The sequence below is a fragment of the Kitasatospora sp. NPDC003701 genome (assembly GCF_053587085.1).
The window spans coordinates 123264-141817 of the sequence record NZ_JBSFNM010000021.1 but is presented as its reverse complement, the minus strand read 5'-3'; the positions used below and the strand labels follow the sequence as shown (position 1 = coordinate 141817).

Genomic DNA, 18554 nt, shown 5'->3' with positions numbered 1-18554 from the left:
CGGTTACATTCCGAACCCGGAAGCTAAGCCTCACAGCGCCGATGGTACTGCAGGGGGGACCCTGTGGGAGAGTAGGACGCCGCCGAACAATCATTCCAAAAAGACCCCCTCCCGTTCGGGAGGGGGTCTTTTTGCGTTAACGTCTCTGCCAGCACACCCCGCTCGGTGGAGAGGCGCGAACCGTTGCAGAACCTGACCCTTACCTGGCAGTCCGCCGGGGGCGCCGCGGTCGCTCTCTACGGGGGCGCGTACGCGGCCTCCCGGGTGCGGCGGGCGCCGCTGTCGGCGCTGCTGCGGGAGGCCGGCACCCTGCTGGCGCTGTTCGCGCTCTGGCAGCTGGTCGGGCACCTCTCCCTGATGAGCGCCGAGCACGCGCTGGACCGGGCGAGCTGGATCCACCGGACGGAGCTGGCGATCGGCCTGCCGGACGAGGCTTCGTGGCAGGCCGCCGTGACGTCCTGCCCGGCAGTGGTGAAGGCGGCGAACTACTACTACGCCGCCATGCACTTCACGGTGATGATCGCGGTCCTGCTCTGGGTCTTCGTGCGCCACCGCGCGCGCTACGCGTGGGTGCGGAACACGGTCGTGATCACGACGGCGATCTGCCTGGCGGTGCAGTTCATCCCGGTGGCGCCGCCCCGGATGCTGCCGCAGGAGGGGTTCGTCGACGTCGCGGCCGAGTACGGGCAGTCGGTGTACGGCGGCACGGTCGGCGGGATGGTCAAGGTCGCCCAGCTGTCGGCGATGCCCTCGGTGCACGTGGCCTGGTGCGTCCTGGCGGCGGTTGCGGTCATCAAGGTGTCGTCGAGCCCGCTGCGCTGGTTGATGGTGGTGCACCCGGTCCTGACCGTCGCGGTCGTGGTGGTCACGGCCAACCACTTCTGGGCGGACGGTCTGGTGGCTGTGGTGATCCTGCTCCTCGCGTACGCCGTCCAGGCCGGCTACGGCCGCCGCCGTGCCCGTCGGGTGGCCGAGCGCCCGGATGCCGCGGCCGCCGAGGCCCGGGCGGAGGAGCACGTCCCCACCGGCGGGTGAGCGCGGGCGCGGTGCGAGCCGCCCGAGCGTACGACGGCCGGTGGGCCGGACCTCCCCGGTTCGGGAGGTCCGGCCCACCGGCGTTCCGGCGTCGGGCGTTACTTGACCGGCAGGGCGGTCCGGCCCCACGCGCTGTTGGTCAGCGCCGCGGTGGCCCAGTACCAGGCGACCAGCCCGGAGGCCGCGGCGACCCAGCCGGCGAACTTTGCGAGGCCCCCCGTGGTGCTGAAGGTCGCGATGGCGGAGAGCACCAGGGAGACGGTCAGCAGGCCGTACACCGCGCGGCTGAACAGGCCGGCGTTCCAGCTGGCGGCGGTGAGGGTGAGCGCGAGCAGGGCCCAGACGAGCAGGAACAGGCCCGCCGCGTTCTTGCCGGCCCCGCCGGCGGCCGACCAGGTGGCCCAGAAGGCGCCGAGGCTGGTGAAGGCCGTTCCGGTGAAGCCCTCGCCGTTGCGGAGCTGCCAGATGCCGGCGATGAACAGGGTGAGGCCGCCGAGGAGGTGGGCGAGATGGGCGGAGTCCCCGACCCCGGTGCCACTGAAGATGCCAGTGGAGAGGAGGCCGTAGGCGAGGAGAGTCAGGCCGAGGGCGAGGTAACCGAGGTTCCCCGCGTCGGCTCCGGTGGAGCGGGCGTTCTGTGCCCCGGTAGCGTCGTTGCTCACCGGAGGCTCCTTTCACTCTGGGCGCGCGCAGGGCGCTGTGAACCGCTGAGGATGTTCGATGAGGTGGATGCGCGCGACCGCGCCGAGGGCGCACGGCAGGAGCGTGCGACGGCTGCGGTCAGAATGATGGGCCAGCGGAAGAACTGCTGGTCGTGTCCCCGCCGGGGGATTCCCCGGTGAGATCGGTGTACCCGGCCGAACCAGCTTGTACCCTTGTGAATCACACAATTTGTGACGCCGCCAGCTGTGGAACGCTCACGGTCGGGCAGCGGTGGGACCCGGTCGGACGGAGTCGCGCAACGGCGGTCACCGCCCCGGGCCGCCCGAGGGAGGTCCGCCGGAAGGGGGGCCCGATCAGCCCGGGCGCTGGGTGGGCACGCGCAGCGTGAGGATCGCCATGTCGTCGGACGGCGGCTCCGGGGCGAAGCGTTCGACCGCCCGCTGCACCCGCAGGGCGACCGCGCCGGCGGTCAGCCCGGTACAGCCGGTCAGCACCTCGGCCAGGCCGTCGTCGCCCAGCATCCGGCGCCCCTCCCGGCGTTCGGTCACGCCGTCGGTGACGCAGAGCAGGACCTCGCCCGGGGAGAGGACCAAGTGCTCGGCGGTCAGGTCGAGTTCCTCCATCACGCCGAGCAGCGGCTGCGGGGTGGCGGCCCGGTCGACCTGGCCGTCGGTGCGCAGCCGCAGCGGCAGCGGGTGGCCGGCGCAGACCATCGACAGTTCGGTGCTGCCGTCCGGCCGGGGCGTGAGCTCGCCGTAGAGCAGGGTGAGGAAGCGGCTGCGCGAACCCTCGTCCAGGATGGCCGCGTTGAGCCGGCTGAGGACCTGTGGGGCGTCCAGGCCCTCGCGGGCGAGCAGGCGCAGCGAGTGCCGGGCCAGGCCGGTGACGGAGGCGGCCTCGGGGCCGGTGCCGCAGACGTCGCCGATGGCGAAGCCGTAGGTGCCCTCGCGGATGGTGAAGAGGTCGTAGAAGTCGCCGCCGACCTCGTTGCCCTCACCGGCGGCCTGGTAGTAGACGTCCACCTCGACGCCCGGGATCTCGGGCAGGTCCGGCGGGAGCAGGCTGCGTTGCAGCGCCTGGCTGGTGGCGGTGCGCTCGGAGTAGAGGCGGGAGTTGTCGAGTGCGAGGGCGGCGCGGCGGGAGAGGTCCTCGGCGAGTTCCAGGATCTCCTGGCGGAACCGCACGCCGGCCGGGACGCCGAGGGCGAGCAGGCCGATGACCCGGTTGCGGGCGGCCAGCGGCAGGACCACCGTCTCGCCCAGCAGCCCGGAGAGTTCGGGGTTCTCGGTCAGCCCGCTGGCCCGGGCGGTCTCGGCCGGGGCGGCCCAGAAGCGGGCGCCGTGGGTCGGGCCCGAGTCCGGGGCGGCGGTCTTGTCGAGCAGGTCGCGCAGCGGGTCGATGCGGTCCTCGTCCTCGTGCAGCACGAAGGCGAGCGAGGCCGGGGCGCCGTGGTCGCCGTTGGTGTAGACGGCGCACCAGGAGGCGAGGGTGGGGACGGCCATCTGGGCCATCAGGGCGAGCGTCTGCTCGTGCTCCAGGGTGCCGGCCAGCAGGTCGGAGGCCTCGACCAGGAAGGAGAGCGAGCCGCGGCGCAGCCGTTCGAGCTCGGTGAGCCGGGTGCTCTCGATGGCCAGGGCGACCCGGTCGGCGGCGAACTGCAGGCGCAGCGCGTCCTCGTTGTCGTAGCGGCCGGGTGCGGCGGCGGCGATGCCCAGCGAGCCGATCAGCCGGCCCTCGACCTTGAGCGGGACGGTGAGCAGCGAGCGCATGCCGCTGCCGCCGAGCACCGGCAGGCCGGTGGGCCGGGTGGCGAGGTCCTCGTGGACGGACGGCAGGCGGGCGGAGTCGTAGCGGTTGCCGGTGCCGACGGGGAAGCGGGTGTGGCGGCGGTGGCCGGGGGTGAGGCCGGTGGCGGCGCGGACCTCGAACTCGGTCTCGTCGTCGGTGGTGAGCAGCAGGTACGCGGCGTCGCCGTCGAGCAGGTCGCGGGCGCGCTCGACGGTGCGCTGGAGCAGGGTGTCCAGGTCGTCGCCGGCGGTGGGGCCGGCGAGCAGGTCGAGCCGGGAGCCGGTCGGGTCGGGCTTGTCGCCGGGCAGGGCCCGGGCGGGGGAGCGGAGCACCGCGCGGTCGGGTTCGAGGACGAGCAGGCAGAGCGTGGAGGGGATGCCCTCGGTGTCGCGGATGCGGACCTGCAGGCCGTAGACCTCGACGGTCCGGCCGTCGGCGTGGCGCAGGCCGTAGCTGCCCTCCCAGCGGGCCAGCCGGAGCGTCGCGGCCAGGCCGAGCCCGGTGCCGGGGCCCTGCGGCCAGACCGCCAGGTCGGCCCAGGGGCGGCCGAGCACGGTGTCGGCGGGGTGCTGGAAGAGCGCCTCGGCGTCCGGGTTCCAGGCGAGTACGCGGCCGTCGTCGTCGAGCTGGACCACGGCGACGTGGACCGGGCCGGCGCTGCTGGGCAGTTCGCTGCCGGGGGTGGCGGGGACGGCGTAGCGGGTGCCGGTGACGTGGGCGGGCAGGGCGAGGCGGAACCAGACGGTCTTGCGGCCGGCGGAGTACTCGACGCCCCAGCGCTCGGCGAGGGCGGAGCACATCAGCAGGCCGCGGCCGCCTTCGCCGTCGGGGTCGGCGTAGCGCTCGGAGGCGGTGACGGGGACGTCGGCGAAGGACGGCAGTCCGCGCTCGGGGTGGTGGTCGGTGACCTCGATCCGGACGGTCTCCTCCTCGCGCAGGCAGCAGACCTCGGCGGCGGTGCCGGCGTGCACGACGGCGTTGGTGACGAGTTCGCTGACCAGGACCACGGCGTCGTCGACGATTTCGGGCAGGCCCCAGCCCAGCAGTGCGTCCCGGACGAAGGAGCGGGCGGCCGAGGCCGACCGGCCGACCGGTTCGAAGGTGGCGGCTGCGCGCGCGGTGACCACGTTGCCACTTCTCCTCTGCTCTGGCCCTGGCTGTCCGGGTGCGGTGCCGACTTCCCCGTGCGCGCCGGCGGGGTGAGCGGCGGCGCTGGGTCGGGTCGTGGCCCGGTGCAGCGCTCCACCCTACTTTCCGGTTGGTTCCCCGTGGGGGCGGGGCGCCGAAACAGGCACCTGAGGGTGATTCTGCCCACCTGTTTCGGTCGGGGCGGTACCAACCGAGCGCAACCGGCCGTATACCCGGCGCCAGTGCTGCCAGACTGGGGGGTCCGTGACGCCCGTGGGAGCAGTACGGTCGATGCGGGTTCCGGTGGACCGCCGAGGTCACCGGGATGCTGTTGCGCCGGGCCGGTGCGGCTTCGCGCCCCGAAAACGGGGCATGGAGGGTCACCGGACAGTTCACGATCTGGGAGGGGCCCGTTGAGTTCGGCCACCAAGGACGCAACCGGTACGACGCCGCCCGCCCAGCGTGGTGTGCGGTCCGGGGCCGCGCCGCGGAGCGCGGCCGGCCGGCGAGCGAATCACAGCCGGGGGGCGGAGCCGGCCGAGCTGCGCAAGCTGCTGGCCGCCCTGACCGCGATGCGCGACGGCAACTTCCGGCGCCGGCTGACCGTGCCGGGCGACGGTCCGCTGGCCGAGATCGCCGCGGTGTTCAACGAGGTCGCCGAGCGGAACCAGCACCTGACCGGCGAACTGGCCAGGGTCCGGCGTGCGGTGGGCCGCGAGGGCCGGCTGAACGAGCGGCTGGAGACCGGTGCCGGCGAGGGCGCCTGGATGGCCGCCGTCGACAACTGCAACGCGCTGATCGACGACCTGGCCCGGCCGATGGCCGAGGTGGGCCGGGTGCTGGCCTCGATCGCCGAGGGCGACCTGGACCAGAAGATGGAGCTGCGCTCGCTGCACAGCAACGGGGTGAGCCACCCGTTGCGCGGCGAGTACCTGAAGATCGGCCGGACGGTCAACGGGCTGGTGGACCAGCTGTCGGAGTTCACCGACGAGGTGACCCGGGTGGCACGGGAGGTCGGTACCGAGGGCAAGCTGGGCGGCCAGGCCAAGGTGCGCAGCGTCTCGGGCAGTTGGAAGGACCTCGCGGACTCGGTCAACACGATGGCCGGCCGGCTGACCGCGCAGGTGCGCAACATCGCGCAGGTGACGACGGCGGTGGCCAAGGGCGACCTGTCGCGCAAGGTCACGGTCGAGGTGGCCGGCGAGATGCTGGAACTGAAGAACACCGTGAACACCATGGTGGACCAGCTCAACGGGTTCGCCGCGCAGGTCACCCGGGTCGCCCGGGACGTGGGCACGGAGGGCCGCCTCGGCGGTCAGGCGCAGGTCCCGGGCGTCGCGGGGGTGTGGCGGGACCTCACCGACTCGGTGAACTTCATGGCCGACAACCTCACCGGCCAGGTGCGCAACATCGCGCAGGTGACGACGGCGGTGGCGCGCGGAGACCTCTCGCAGAAGATCGAGGTCGACGCGCGGGGCGAGATCCTGGAGCTGAAGAACACCATCAACACGATGGTCGACCAGCTCTCCGGCTTCGCCGAGCAGGTGACCAGGGTGGCCCGCCAGGTCGGTACCGAGGGCCGCCTCGGCGGTCAGGCGCAGGTGCCGGGGGCGGCCGGGGTCTGGCGGGACCTCACCGACAACGTCAACTTCATGGCGAACAACCTCACCGATCAGGTGCGCAACATCGCGCAGGTGACGACGGCGGTGGCCAAGGGCGACCTGTCGCAGAAGATCCAGGTGGACGCGCGGGGCGAGATCCTGGAGCTGAAGAACACCATCAACACGATGGTGGACCAGCTGGGCGCCTTCGCGGACGAGGTGACCAGAGTCGCCCGGGACGTCGGCACCGAGGGCATCCTCGGCGGCCAGGCGAGCGTGCCGGGGGTCTCCGGCACCTGGAAGGACCTGACCAACAGCGTCAACCTGATGGCCAACAACCTGACCAGCCAGGTCCGCAACATCGCGGAGGTGACCACGGCGGTCGCGCGCGGGGACGTCTCCAAGAAGATCACCGTCGACGCCCGCGGCGAGATCCTGGAGCTGGTCACCACCGTCAACACCATGGTCGACCAGCTCTCGGCGTTCGCCGACGAGGTGACCCGGGTGGCGCGCGAGGTGGGCACCGAGGGGATCCTGGGCGGTCAGGCCCGGGTGCGCGGGGTGTCGGGCATCTGGAAGGACCTGACCGACAACGTCAACTTCATGGCCTCCAACCTGACCAGTCAGGTGCGCAACATCGCCGAGGTCGCCACCGCGGTGGCCAGCGGCGACCTCTCCAAGAAGATCACCATCGAGGCGCAGGGCGAGGTGGCGGCGCTGGCCGGCACCCTGAACACGATGGTCGACCAGCTCTCCGCCTTCGCGGTGGAGGTGACCCGGGTGGCCCGCGAGGTGGGCACCGACGGCATCCTGGGCGGCCAGGCCGGGGTGCCGGGCGTGGCCGGCATCTGGAAGGACCTGACCGACAACGTCAACCTGATGGCGAACAACCTGACCGGCCAGGTGCGCAACATCGCGCTGGTGATCACGGCGGTGGCCCGCGGCGACCTCTCGCAGAAGATCGACGTGGACGCCCGCGGCGAGATCCTGGAGCTCAAGACCAGCATCAACATCATGGTCGACCAGCTGGGGTCGTTCGCCGACGAGGTGACCCGGGTGGCCCGCGAGGTGGGCACCGACGGGCGGCTCGGCGGACAGGCCCGGGTGCCCGGGGTGGACGGCACCTGGCAGGACCTCACCGAGTCGGTGAACGAGCTGGCCAACAACCTGACCCGGCAGGTGCGCGCGATCGCGCAGGTCGCCACCGCGGTGACCAGGGGCGACCTCTCGCTGCGGATCGACGTGGACGCGTCCGGCGAGCTCGACGAGCTCAAGGACAACATCAACCAGATGATCGCCAACCTGCGCGAGACCACCCGGACCAACCAGGAGCAGGACTGGCTGAAGACCAACCTGGCCCGGATCTCCGGTCTGCTGCAGGGCCGCCGGGACCTGGAGGCGGTCGCCTCGCTGATCATGACCGAGCTGACCCCGGTGGTCTCGGCCCAGCACGGCGCGTTCTTCCTGGCCCAGCCGGCCGGGCGGACCGCCGAGCTGATCACCGAGGACGACGACGAGAACGACACCGTGCTGCGGCTGATCGGCAGCTACGGCTACCAGCGGCGGGCGATGCCGACCACCTTCCGGCCCGGTGAGTCGCTGATCGGCCAGGCGGCGGTGGAGAAGCGCTCGATCATCCTCAAGGAGGCCCCGCCCGGGTACCTGAAGATCGCTTCGGGGCTCGGGGAGGCCTCGCCGGCCCACATCGTGGTGCTGCCGGTGCTGTTCGAGGGCCGGCTGCTCGGCGTGATCGAGCTGGCCACCTTCAGCTCCTTCACCACCGTCGCACTGGACTTCCTCAACCAGATCGCCGATCTGATCGGCGTCACGGTCAACACCATCAGCGTCAACACCAAGACCGAGGGCCTGCTGCTGGAGTCCCAGCGGCTCACCGCGGAACTCTCGATGCGATCGGCCGAGTTGGAGGCGCGCCAGGAGGAACTGGAGCGGACCAACGAGGAGTTGCAGGAGAAGGCCGAGCAACTCGCCCAGCAGAACCGCGACATCGAGATCAAGAACAGTGAGATCGAGGAGGCCCGGCAGGTCCTGGAGGAGCGCGCCGAGCAGCTCGCCCTGGCCTCCCGCTACAAGAGCGAGTTCCTCGCCAACATGTCGCACGAGCTGCGCACCCCGCTCAACTCGCTGCTGATCCTGGCCAAGCTGCTCTCCGACAACAACGAGGGCAACCTCTCGCCCAAGCAGGTCGAGTTCGCCGACACCATCCACGGCGCCGGGTCCGACCTGCTCCAGCTGATCAACGACATCCTGGACCTCTCCAAGGTCGAGGCCGGCAAGATGGACGTCCGCCCGGCCCGGATCGCCCTGGTCCAGCTGGTCGACTACGTCGAGGCCACCTTCCAGCCGGTCGCGCTGGACAAGAACCTGGACTTCTCCGTCCGGGTCTCGTCGGCGCTGCCGGTCACCCTGCACACCGACGAGCAGCGGCTCCAGCAGGTGCTGCGCAACCTGATCTCCAACGCGGTCAAGTTCACGGACTCCGGCGCGGTGGACTTCTCGATCAGCCCGGCCGGCCCCGACGTCCCGCAGCACGTCCGGGAGCGGCTGCTGGAGGCCGGCGCGATCCAGGGCCCGGACGACCCGCTGATCGCCTTCTCGGTCTCCGACACGGGCATCGGCATCCCGGGGAACAAGCTGCGGGAGATCTTCGAGGCCTTCAAGCAGGCCGACGGCACCACCAGCCGCAAGTACGGCGGCACCGGTCTCGGGCTCTCGATCAGCCGGGAGATCGCCCGGCTGCTCGGAGGCGAGATCCACGCCGAGAGCGAGCTGGGCAAGGGCTCCACGTTCACCCTCTACCTGCCGCTGCGCACCGAGAGCGGGGACGTCGCGCCGCAGTCCGCGCCGAACGTCCCGACGATCCGGGCCGCGGTCGGGGTCACCCCGGCCGGCACGCCCGTCCCGGTCGGCGAGAACCCGGCCGACCACTGGGCCCAGGAGGTCCGTGAACTCGCCGAGGAGCGCCGCCGGGGTGCCGTCGAGCGCCGCCGCGCCGCCCTGGAGGCGCCGGCCGAGGGCAGGCTGCCGGTCGGCGGCCAGGCGGCCCGCCAGCCGTCCCGGGTGGACACCCGCTTCGGCGGCGAGCAGGTGCTGATCGTGGACGACGACGTCCGCAACGTCTTCGCGCTCACCAGCGTCCTGGAGCAGCACGGCCTGACCGTGCTGTACGCCGAGAACGGCCGCGAGGGCATCGAGATGCTGGAGCAGCACGAGAACGTCGCGCTGGTCCTGATGGACATCATGATGCCGGAGATGGACGGGTACGCGACGACCGAGGCGATCCGCCGGATGCCGCAGTTCGCCGGGCTGCCGATCATCGCGCTGACGGCCAAGGCGATGAAGGGCGACCGGGAGAAGTCGCTGGAGGCCGGGGCCACCGACCACATCACCAAGCCGGTGGAGACCGACCACCTGCTGACCGTGATGCACGAGTGGCTGACGGCGCGGAAGTCCTAGCGCCCCTCCCCGACGAGCCAGGGCGCTCCCGGCACGGTGCTCCACCGGGCCGCGGGGGCGCGAACCCCGGAGCCCGCTCCGGGGTTCGCGCCTTTCGGGGCGCGGTTTGCTGGCGGGGAGGGCCGGGAACCCGGTAGGGTCACCGATCGTTGCGAACAGTGACCGGATGGCAACTCGCTGGTGAGCGTGCGCCGGGGCACTGGGTGCGCGTTGTCCCGGATCAGGTTGCGACGGGGCGATGTGCCGGGCGAGGGGGTGCGGCTAGCATGACCGGGGTAGTGGTGGGCAGTGTGCGAGTGCCTTCCCCAGGCAGGCAGGCGACAGGAGGGCGGGTCGTAATGCAGAAGGCGAAGATCCTCCTGGTCGACGACCGGCCGGAGAACCTGCTGGCGCTGGAGGCGATCCTCTCGGCGCTGGACCAGACGCTGGTGCGCGCGGCCTCCGGCGAGGAGGCGCTCAAGGCGCTGCTCACCGACGACTTCGCGGTGATCCTGCTGGACGTCCAGATGCCCGGGATGGACGGCTTCGAGACGGCCGCCCACATCAAGCGGCGCGAGCGCACCCGGGACATCCCGATCATCTTCCTGACCGCGATCAACCACGGGCCGCACCACACCTTCCGCGGTTACGCGGCGGGCGCGGTGGACTACATCTCCAAGCCCTTCGACCCGTGGGTGCTGCGCGCCAAGGTCTCCGTCTTCGTCGACCTCTACATGAAGAACTGCCAGCTCAAGGAGCAGGCCGCGCTGCTGCGGCTGCAACTGGAGGCGGGCGGCGAGCAGCCGGCGATCGGCGGTGCGCTGCTCGGCGAGCTGTCGGCGCGGCTGGCGTCGGTGGAGGAGCAGGCCGAGGCGCTCGTCAAGCAGCTGGACGGCACCGAGGACGGCGGGGTGGCGGCCACCGCGGTGCACCTGGAGCGCAAGCTGGCGGGTCTGCGGCGGGCGCTGGACGCGCTGCGCCCAGGGGTCGAGTAGCAGCGGCCCGGGTCGCCCGTCCGGGTGAAACCGGACCGGCGTGACGGTGTGTCTGCGACACGTCGGGGCACCCCGGCTCGGCGCATGGGCACAGCTGGTCGGCCCCGGTAGGCTGCTGAGCCATGGCCACACGTACGCCCGGAAGCGCGGCACGCAACTCGAGTCCGGGACCGTCCAAGAAGGCCCCGGCGAAGGCTCCGGCCAAGCCGGCCGCGAAGAAGACGGCCGCCAAGAAGGCCGCCCCGGCGAAGAAGGCGGCGGCCAAGCCCGCGCCGCCCGCCCCGCCGGCACCGCGGCCGATACTCTTCCGGGCCGTCCGGGCCGTCTGGCTCGGCCTGGCGCACGGGGTCGGCGCGGTCTTCCGCGGCTTCGGCGACGGCGCCAAGAACCTGGACCCGGCGCACCGCAAGGACGGCATCGGCCTGCTGCTGTTCGCGCTCGCGCTGGTCACCGCCGCCGGTACCTGGTTCAGCCCGCAGGGCTGGCTCGGCGAGGCGGCCACCAACGTGGTCTCCGGGCTCTTCGGCCGCCTGGACGTGCTGGTGCCGTTCCTGCTGGCGGCGGTCGCGATCCGGCTGATGCGCCACCCGGAGCTGCCGGAGGCCAACGGGCGGATCATGATCGGTCTGAGCGCGCTGGTGGTCGGCGTGCTCGGGCTGGTCCACATCGGGTGCGGCGCGCCCATGATGGGCAGCGGCGCGACCCGGATAAGGGCGGCCGGCGGGATCGTCGGCTGGGCGGTCTCCACCCCGATGATGGCCGCCGCCGGACCGCCGCTCGCGGTGCCGCTGCTCCTGCTGCTGGCCTTCTTCGGCCTGCTGGTGACCACCGCCACCCCGGTCAACCGGATCCCCGAGCGGCTGCGCGCCGCCGGAGTGCGGCTCGGCGTGGTCGAACCCGGCCCGCAGGACGCGTTCGCCGAGGGGCGTGCGCCGGAGCGCGAGCTCTCCACCGAGCCGCCGGAGGACGCGGACCCCTCGGCGCTGCCGTTCACCGTGGACACCGACGGTGAGACCCCGCAGGACGAGATCGCCGCCCGCCGGCGCCGTCGCCGGCGCAAGCAGCTGGACGACCCGGAGCTGGCCTCCAACGTCCCCGACATGCTCACGAAGGACCCGTTCGGCAAGGAGCCGGAGGATCCGTACGCCACCCGGGACCTCGCCGCCGGCGCCGCCGCCGACCTGGACGGCGCGCTGGTCTACGGGGTGCCCGCCTCCTCGGCCGTGGCGGACATGATGCACCAGGTGCAGGACCGCACCGCCCCGCCGGAGGAGGCCGCCGTGCCCCCCGCCCGCAGCGGCGGCCAGCCGGCCCCCGAGGAGCACGGCCCGGCGCCGGTGCGGATGGAGCAGCTCCAGCTCTCCGGTGACATCACCTACGCGCTCCCGCCGCTCGACCTGCTGGAGCGCGGCGGCCCGGCGAAGGCCCGCAGCGCCCTCAACGACGAGGTGGTGGCCCAGCTCACCGGCACCTTCTCCGAGTTCAAGGTGGACGCCAAGGTCACCGGCTTCACCCGCGGGCCGACGGTCACCCGGTACGAGGTCGAGCTGGGCCCGGCCGTCAAGGTGGAGCGGATCACCGCGCTCGGCAAGAACATCGCGTACGCGGTGGCCAGCCCGGACGTGCGGATCATCAGCCCGATCCCGGGGAAGTCCGCGGTCGGCATCGAGATCCCCAACCGGGACCGCGAGATGGTCAACCTCGGGGACCTGCTGCGCTCGCGCACGGCCGCCGAGGACACCCACCCGATGGTGGTCGGCATGGGCAAGGACGTCGAGGGCCACACCGTGATGGCCAACCTCGCCAAGATGCCGCACATCCTGGTGGCCGGCGCGACCGGCGCGGGCAAGTCGTCGTGCATCAACTGCCTGATCACCTCCGTGCTGGCCCGGGCCACCCCGGACGAGGTGCGGATGGTGCTGGTCGACCCCAAGCGGGTCGAGCTGACCGCCTACGAGGGCATCCCGCACCTGATCACACCGATCATCACCAACCCCAAGAAGGCCGCCGAGGCCCTCCAGTGGGTGGTGCGCGAGATGGACCTGCGCTACGACGACCTCGCCGCGTTCGGGTTCCGGCACGTGGACGACTTCAACGCGGCCGTGAAGGCCGGCAAGGTGACCGCGCCGCTGGGCAGCGAGCGCGAGCTGACCCCGTACCCGTACCTGCTGGTGATCGTCGACGAGCTGGCCGACCTGATGATGGTCGCCCCGCGCGACGTCGAGGACTCGGTGGTCCGGATCACCCAGCTGGCCCGGGCGGCCGGCATCCACCTGGTGCTGGCCACCCAGCGGCCCTCGGTGGACGTGGTCACCGGACTGATCAAGGCCAATGTGCCGTCCCGGCTGGCGTTCGCCACCTCGGCGATGGCCGACTCCCGGGTCATCCTCGACCAGCCCGGCGCGGAGAAGCTGATCGGCAAGGGCGACGCGCTCTTCCTCCCGATGGGTGCCAGCAAGCCGATCCGGATGCAGGGCGCTTTCGTCACCGAGGCGGAGATCGCCGCCATCGTCCAGCACTGCAAGGATCAGCTGACGGCGGTCTACCGCGACGACGTCACGGTCGGCGGCGGGCCGAAGAAGGAGATCGACGAGGAGATCGGTGACGATCTGGACCTGCTGATCCAGGCCGCCGAGCTGGTCGTCTCCACCCAGTTCGGCTCCACCTCGATGCTCCAGCGCAAGCTGCGGGTCGGCTTCGCCAAGGCCGGCCGGCTGATGGACCTGATGGAGTCGCGCGGGATCGTCGGTCCGAGCGAGGGCTCCAAGGCCCGCGACGTCCTGGTGAAACCGGACGAGCTGGACGGGGTCATCGTCGGCATCCGCGGCTGACCGGCCGCACCGGGCGAAGCAGGCCCCCGCGGGGTGTTCACTCGTTCGGAGGAGGGTAGGCGCGGTGTGCGGAACCGATCGGACGTGTACCGCGTCACAGGGCGGGAGGAACGGCCTCCGTGAACGGCGGCCCCCGCCCTGACGGCCGGTCAGTGGACGATCGGAACCCGATTCGGGCGGCCGTGCGCATTCGGTCCTGTTCCGCTTGAGAAACGATCCTCCCCCGCCCCTAGACTGTTCTCCAGCAGGTGGCCATCCGCTCGAAAGGCGTGCCCCGTGACCATCGGCAAGTCCCCCGACCGCGAGAACGCCCCGTCGTCCGCCGAGCTGTCCGGCGCTGCGGAGCACGCGGCCGATGCCCCGAGCATCGGCCGGGTGCTGTCCGTCGCCCGGATCGACGCCGGACTCACGGTCGATCAGGTGAGTACCGCCACCCGGGTCCGGGTGCCGATCGTGCATGCCATCGAGGAGGACGACTTCGACCGCTGCGGCGGCGATTTCTACGCCCGTGGCCACATCCGCGCCATCGCCCGGGCGGTCGGCGTGGACGGCGAGGCGCTGGTGGCGCGGTACGACGCCGCGCACGGCGGCGCCCCCGCGGGCAAGCGGCCCACCCAGCTGATCGACAGCGGGCCGATCAAGGTGCCCGGCCGCGGCCGGCCGAACTGGACGGCCGCGATGGTGGCCGCGATCTTCGCGGTGGTCGCCCTGATCGGCTTCAACCTGGTGAGCGGCAAGCCGGGCGGCTCGACCACCGGCTCCGCCAGTGCGCCGCTGCCCAGCGGCTCCGGCACCGGCTCGGTCGCCCCCGCCGCCTCGCCCAGCGTCCAGCCGCCCGCCCCGGCGCCCAGCGCCGCGGCGATCGCGGCCGCGCCGGCCGACAAGGTCACCGTGAAGCTGGTCGCCGAGAAGGACACCAGCTGGGTCTCGGCGCTGGACGGCAGCGGGAAGTCGCTGTTCCAGAACAACATCGAGGAAGGCCAGGACCAGACCTTCACCGACCCCAAGCAGATCAAGTTGGTGATCGGCAACGCGGGTGCCGTGCACGTGTACGTCAACGGCAAGGATCTCGGTCCGGCGGGGAAGAACGGCCAGGTGGTGCACGTCACGTACACCCCCGGCGACCCGCAGGCGGGCTGATCGCAGGGGTCGTGCGGCCCGGCGAAGATCTGGTAATCCGAGGCGCGCGGCCTCCGGGGCGAACGGCACCGGAGGCCGCGCGTTAATCTTGGCCCTATGCCTGAACGCCGTACTGTCGCCCTTGTCACGCTCGGATGCGCCCGCAACGAGGTGGACTCCGAGGAACTCGCCGGGCGACTGGAGGCCGATGGCTGGTTGCTGGTCGACGACGCCGCCGAAGCCGACGTCGCCGTCGTCAACACCTGTGGCTTCGTCGAGGCCGCCAAGAAGGACTCCGTCGACGCCCTGCTGGAGGCCAACGACCTCAAGGGGCACGGCCGCACCCAGGCCGTCGTCGCGGTCGGCTGCATGGCCGAGCGGTACGGCAAGGAGCTGGCCGACGCGCTGCCCGAGGCGGACGGCGTGCTCGGCTTCGACGACTACTCCGACATCTCCGACCGCCTGCAGACCATCCTCTCCGGCGGCCACCACGCCCCGCACCTCCCGCGCGACCGCCGCAAGCTGCTGCCGCTGAGCCCGGTCGAGCGCCAGGCCGCCGCCGCCGAGGTCGCCCTCCCGGGCCACGGAGCCCCCGAGGACCTGCCCGAGGGCGTCGCCCCGGCCTCCGGGCCGCGCACCCTGCGCAAGCGGCTGGACGACAACCCGGTCGCCTCGGTGAAGCTCGCCTCGGGCTGCGACCGCCGGTGCTCCTTCTGCGCCATCCCGGCCTTCCGCGGCTCGTTCATCTCGCGCCGCCCCTCCGACGTGCTGCAGGAGGCCCAGTGGCTGGCCGGGCAGGGCGTCCGCGAGGTGGTGCTGGTCAGCGAGAACAACACCTCGTACGGCAAGGACCTCGGCGACATCCGGCTGCTGGAGACGCTGCTCGGTGAGATCTCCGCGATCGAGGGCGTCGAGCGGGTGCGGGTCTCCTACCTGCAGCCGGCCGAGATGCGGCCGGGGCTGATCGACGCGATGACCGGCACCGCCGACGTGGTGCCCTACTTCGACCTCTCCTTCCAGCACTCGGCGCCCGCGGTGCTGCGCCGGATGCGGCGGTTCGGCTCCACCGACCAGTTCCTGCAGCTGCTCGGGACCATCCGCGACAAGGCCCCGCAGGCCGGCGCCCGCTCCAACTTCATCGTCGGCTTCCCGGGCGAGACCGAGGAGGACTTCGCCGAGCTGGAGCGGTTCGTCACCAACGCCGGCCTGGACGCGATCGGCGTCTTCGGCTACTCCGACGAGGACGGCACCGAGGCCGCGACCTACGAGGGCAAGCTGCCCGAGGACGTGGTGGCGGACCGGCTGAACCGGCTCTCCAGGCTCGCCGAGGAGATGACCGCCCAGCGGGCCGAGCAGCGGATCGGCACCGAGGTCGAGGTGCTGATCGAGTCGGTCGACGGTGACCTGGTCGAGGGCCGCGCCGCCCACCAGGCCCCCGAGACGGACGGCCTCACCACGCTCACCGGCGTGGAGGACCCGGAGGTCGGCCGGTTCTACCGGGCCCGCGTGGTCGCCAGCGAGGGCGTCGACCTGGTCGCCGAGGCGCTGGAGCAGGTCCGGGTCCGCCAGGCCCCGGGAGCCGGGGAATGACCAAGGGGCCCGGCGCCCCGGCCGCGGCTCACCCGGGCACACCGGCGGCCGCGGTGCCGCCGGCACCCGGGATCTGGAACATCGCGAACATGCTCACGATGCTCCGGCTGCTGCTGGTGCCGGTCTTCGTGGCGCTGCTCTTCGCCGGCGGCGGCCACGACCCCAAGTGGCGCGCGGTGGCCTGGGCCTCGTTCGCCGTCGCGATGATCACCGACCTGTTCGACGGCGAGATCGCCCGCCGCAAGGGCCTGGTCACCGACTTCGGGAAGATCGCCGACCCGATCGCCGACAAGGCGATCATGGGCTCGGCGCTGATCGGCCTCTCGGTGCTGGGCGACCTCCCCTGGTGGGTCACGGTCGTCATCCTGGCCCGCGAGCTGGGCATCACCCTGATGCGGTTCTGGGTGATCCGGTACGGGGTCATCCCGGCCAGCCGGGGCGGCAAGCTGAAGACCCTCACCCAGGGCATCGCGGTCGGCATGTACGTGCTGGAGCTGACCGGCTGGCTGGCCACCGCGCGGGCCGTGCTGATGGCGCTGGCGGTGCTGCTGACCGTCGGGACCGCGCTGGACTACGTCGGGCAGGCGCTGCGCCTGCGCCGTGAGGGGCTCGCCGAGGAGCGCGCGGGCCGGTGAAGGGGGCGAACGGGGTGGGAGCCGGGGTGGACTACGAGCTGGCGCTGAAGGCGCACGCCGCGCTGCGCGGGGAGGGCAGCACGGTGGCGGTCGCCGAGTCGCTCACCGGCGGGCTGCTGGCGGCCGCGCTGGTCGACGTCCCGGGGGCGTCCGCGACCTTCCGCGGGTCGGTCACCGCGTACGCCACCGGGCTGAAGGCCTCGGTGCTCGGCGTCGACGAGGGCCTGCTGGCCGTGCACGGGCCGGTCCACCCGCTGGTGGCCCGGCAGATGGCCGAGGGCGTGCGGCGGCTGCTGGGGGCCACGTACGGGCTCGCGACCACCGGGGTGGCCGGGCCGGAGCCCCAGGACGGACAGCCGGTGGGCACGGTACACCTCGCGGTGGCCGGTCCGGGGGGAACTCTGGTCAGTTCGCCGCGCTTGTCGGGGGAGCGTGCCACAATCCGTCACGGAGCGGTGACCGCCGCTCTGGAGCTGCTCGTCGGGCGGCTTCCGTCCGGTGCGTCCACGCACTGACCTGCCGCTCACCCACCGTGCTCGCCGCACATCGCTCAGCGTCGACGGCGTCGTCCCGGCTCCGTTCAGGCGTCCGACCGGGCACGTCCGGGCAGATCTCCACCGAACCGAGATCTGCCGAACTGGCGTACGGGGATGAGCCGGCTGGAGGATCGTGTTACATCGAAGGTCCTGGTTGGGCAGAAACCAGGTGGCGAACGAGTGGCGTGGCGGTGGCCCGGTGCCGCACGGAGGGTACGACGAGGTGCCCGCAGGCCCGGGTGCGACACCGAAACAGGGGAGGGGACAGCCTTGCAGCCCAGAGTGAACACGACCATGGTCCCCGCACGCGAAGCGGGCAAGGCGGTACGGTGGGGGCGTGACATCTCGATCCGCAGTCCGAGGAGGGAGGCACCGATGATCCTGCTCCGTCGCCTACTGGGCGATGTACTGCGTCGGCAGCGCCAGCGCCAGGGCCGCACACTTCGCGAGGTGTCGGCAGCAGCCAGGGTTTCGCTCGGTTACCTCTCCGAGGTCGAGCGGGGACAGAAGGAGGCCTCCTCGGAGCTGCTCTCCGCGATCTGCGACGCACTCGACGTTCGAATGTCCGAGGTCATGCGCGAGGTCAGTGACGAACTCTCGCTCGCCGAACTTGCGGCGATGTCCAGCCTCTCCGAAGGTGAACTGCTGAGGCCGGTGCTCGAACCGGTACCGCTGCCCGCCCCCGGCACCGACCGGGCGAACCTCTCGCCCAAGGCCGCCGCGATGGACGTGGTCGCCGCCTGACCCGGCCTCGACGCCCGGGCGCCTGGTGCCCGGGGCGAGCGAAGGAGGCCGGTCGTGCGGAAGGCAGCAACGGCGTTCACCGAAGCCCGAATACAGCCGGCGGCCCGATCCTTGCGCCGGCTCCTGCCGGTGCCGGCGGCCGGGCTCGCCGGCTGGCTGATGCTCCGGGGGCAGCCCGCGGACGGTGCCGTGCTGGGGCTGCTCGCGGCCGGCGGGTGGGGGCTCGGCATGATCCCGGTCCACGCCGACCGGTGGTCCACCGGGCCGGTGCGACGCCGAACGGGTGAGGCGAGGGCCCGGGTGGAGGCGGAGCCTCCGATCGGGTGACACGAGTGATGCGGTGCGAAGGCCGCGAGGTGGGTTCCCGCCTCGCGGCCTTCGTCGTGCCCGGCGCGTGCCCGCACCGATCGGGCCGGGTCTCCGCGGGGCCGGTGTC

At 72.2% G+C, this 18554-nt stretch carries 12 protein-coding genes and 1 rRNA gene; 11 read left to right on the top strand and 2 right to left on the bottom strand.

Features of this window, described 5'->3' with window-relative positions:
• Both rrf and ACWDRR_RS21435 read left to right on the top strand, forming a co-directional pair.
• Positions 1–88, top strand: a 5S ribosomal RNA gene (gene rrf / locus ACWDRR_RS21440); the annotation flags it as partial.
• 77 nt (positions 89–165) lie between these two features.
• Positions 166–1035, top strand: coding sequence for a phosphatase PAP2 family protein (locus ACWDRR_RS21435; RefSeq protein WP_449773757.1), 870 nt, complete (start codon positions 166–168; stop codon positions 1033–1035).
• 98 nt (positions 1036–1133) lie between these two features.
• Here the strand turns inward: ACWDRR_RS21435 and ACWDRR_RS21430 are convergent, their stop codons facing one another.
• Together ACWDRR_RS21430 and ACWDRR_RS21425 are read right to left on the bottom strand one after the other, a co-directional pair.
• A complete protein-coding gene (locus ACWDRR_RS21430) occupies positions 1134–1697 on the bottom strand; it encodes an acetate uptake transporter (RefSeq protein WP_449773756.1) in 564 nt (187 codons plus the stop codon).
• A 354-nt stretch (positions 1698–2051) separates the two neighbouring features.
• The gene (locus ACWDRR_RS21425; protein ID WP_449773755.1) at positions 2052–4613 is read right to left on the bottom strand and encodes a SpoIIE family protein phosphatase; all 2562 of its coding nucleotides are present in this window, start codon (positions 4611–4613) and stop codon (positions 2052–2054) included.
• A gap of 573 nt (positions 4614–5186) precedes the next feature.
• On the opposite strand from ACWDRR_RS21425, the gene ACWDRR_RS21420 reads away from it, so the two are divergent.
• From ACWDRR_RS21420 to ACWDRR_RS21380, 9 genes are all read left to right on the top strand, one after another.
• Positions 5187–9689 carry a HAMP domain-containing protein gene (locus ACWDRR_RS21420; protein ID WP_449773764.1) on the top strand — a complete coding sequence of 1501 codons (4503 nt, stop codon included), beginning with the start codon at positions 5187–5189 and terminating at the stop codon, positions 9687–9689.
• 338 nt (positions 9690–10027) lie between these two features.
• Positions 10028–10663: a response regulator gene (locus ACWDRR_RS21415; RefSeq protein ID WP_402394032.1), complete on the top strand. Its 636-nt coding sequence runs from the start codon at positions 10028–10030 to the stop codon at positions 10661–10663.
• Positions 10664–10785: 122 nt separating this feature from the next.
• Positions 10786–13494: a DNA translocase FtsK gene (locus ACWDRR_RS21410; protein ID WP_449773754.1), complete on the top strand. Its 2709-nt coding sequence runs from the start codon at positions 10786–10788 to the stop codon at positions 13492–13494.
• 276 nt (positions 13495–13770) lie between these two features.
• Positions 13771–14634 carry a helix-turn-helix domain-containing protein gene (locus tag ACWDRR_RS21405; RefSeq protein ID WP_449773753.1) on the top strand — a complete coding sequence of 288 codons (864 nt, stop codon included), beginning with the start codon at positions 13771–13773 and terminating at the stop codon, positions 14632–14634.
• A gap of 96 nt (positions 14635–14730) precedes the next feature.
• The gene (gene rimO / locus ACWDRR_RS21400; protein ID WP_449773752.1) at positions 14731–16203 is read left to right on the top strand and encodes a 30S ribosomal protein S12 methylthiotransferase RimO; all 1473 of its coding nucleotides are present in this window, start codon (positions 14731–14733) and stop codon (positions 16201–16203) included.
• Positions 16200–16838: a CDP-diacylglycerol--glycerol-3-phosphate 3-phosphatidyltransferase gene (gene pgsA / locus ACWDRR_RS21395; protein WP_449773751.1), complete on the top strand. Its 639-nt coding sequence runs from the start codon at positions 16200–16202 to the stop codon at positions 16836–16838. Before rimO ends, pgsA begins: the two co-directional genes overlap by 4 nt.
• A 38-nt stretch (positions 16839–16876) precedes the next feature.
• Complete coding sequence (locus ACWDRR_RS21390) at positions 16877–17353, top strand: CinA family protein (RefSeq protein WP_449773763.1); 477 nt, start codon at positions 16877–16879, stop codon at positions 17351–17353.
• 396 nt (positions 17354–17749) lie between these two features.
• The gene (locus ACWDRR_RS21385) at positions 17750–18118 is read left to right on the top strand and encodes a helix-turn-helix domain-containing protein (RefSeq protein WP_387883902.1); all 369 of its coding nucleotides are present in this window, start codon (positions 17750–17752) and stop codon (positions 18116–18118) included.
• 54 nt (positions 18119–18172) lie between these two features.
• Positions 18173–18445 (top strand): hypothetical protein, encoded by a 273-nt coding sequence (locus ACWDRR_RS21380; RefSeq protein ID WP_449773750.1) that lies wholly within the window; start codon positions 18173–18175, stop codon positions 18443–18445.
• Positions 18446–18554 lie beyond the last annotated feature (109 nt).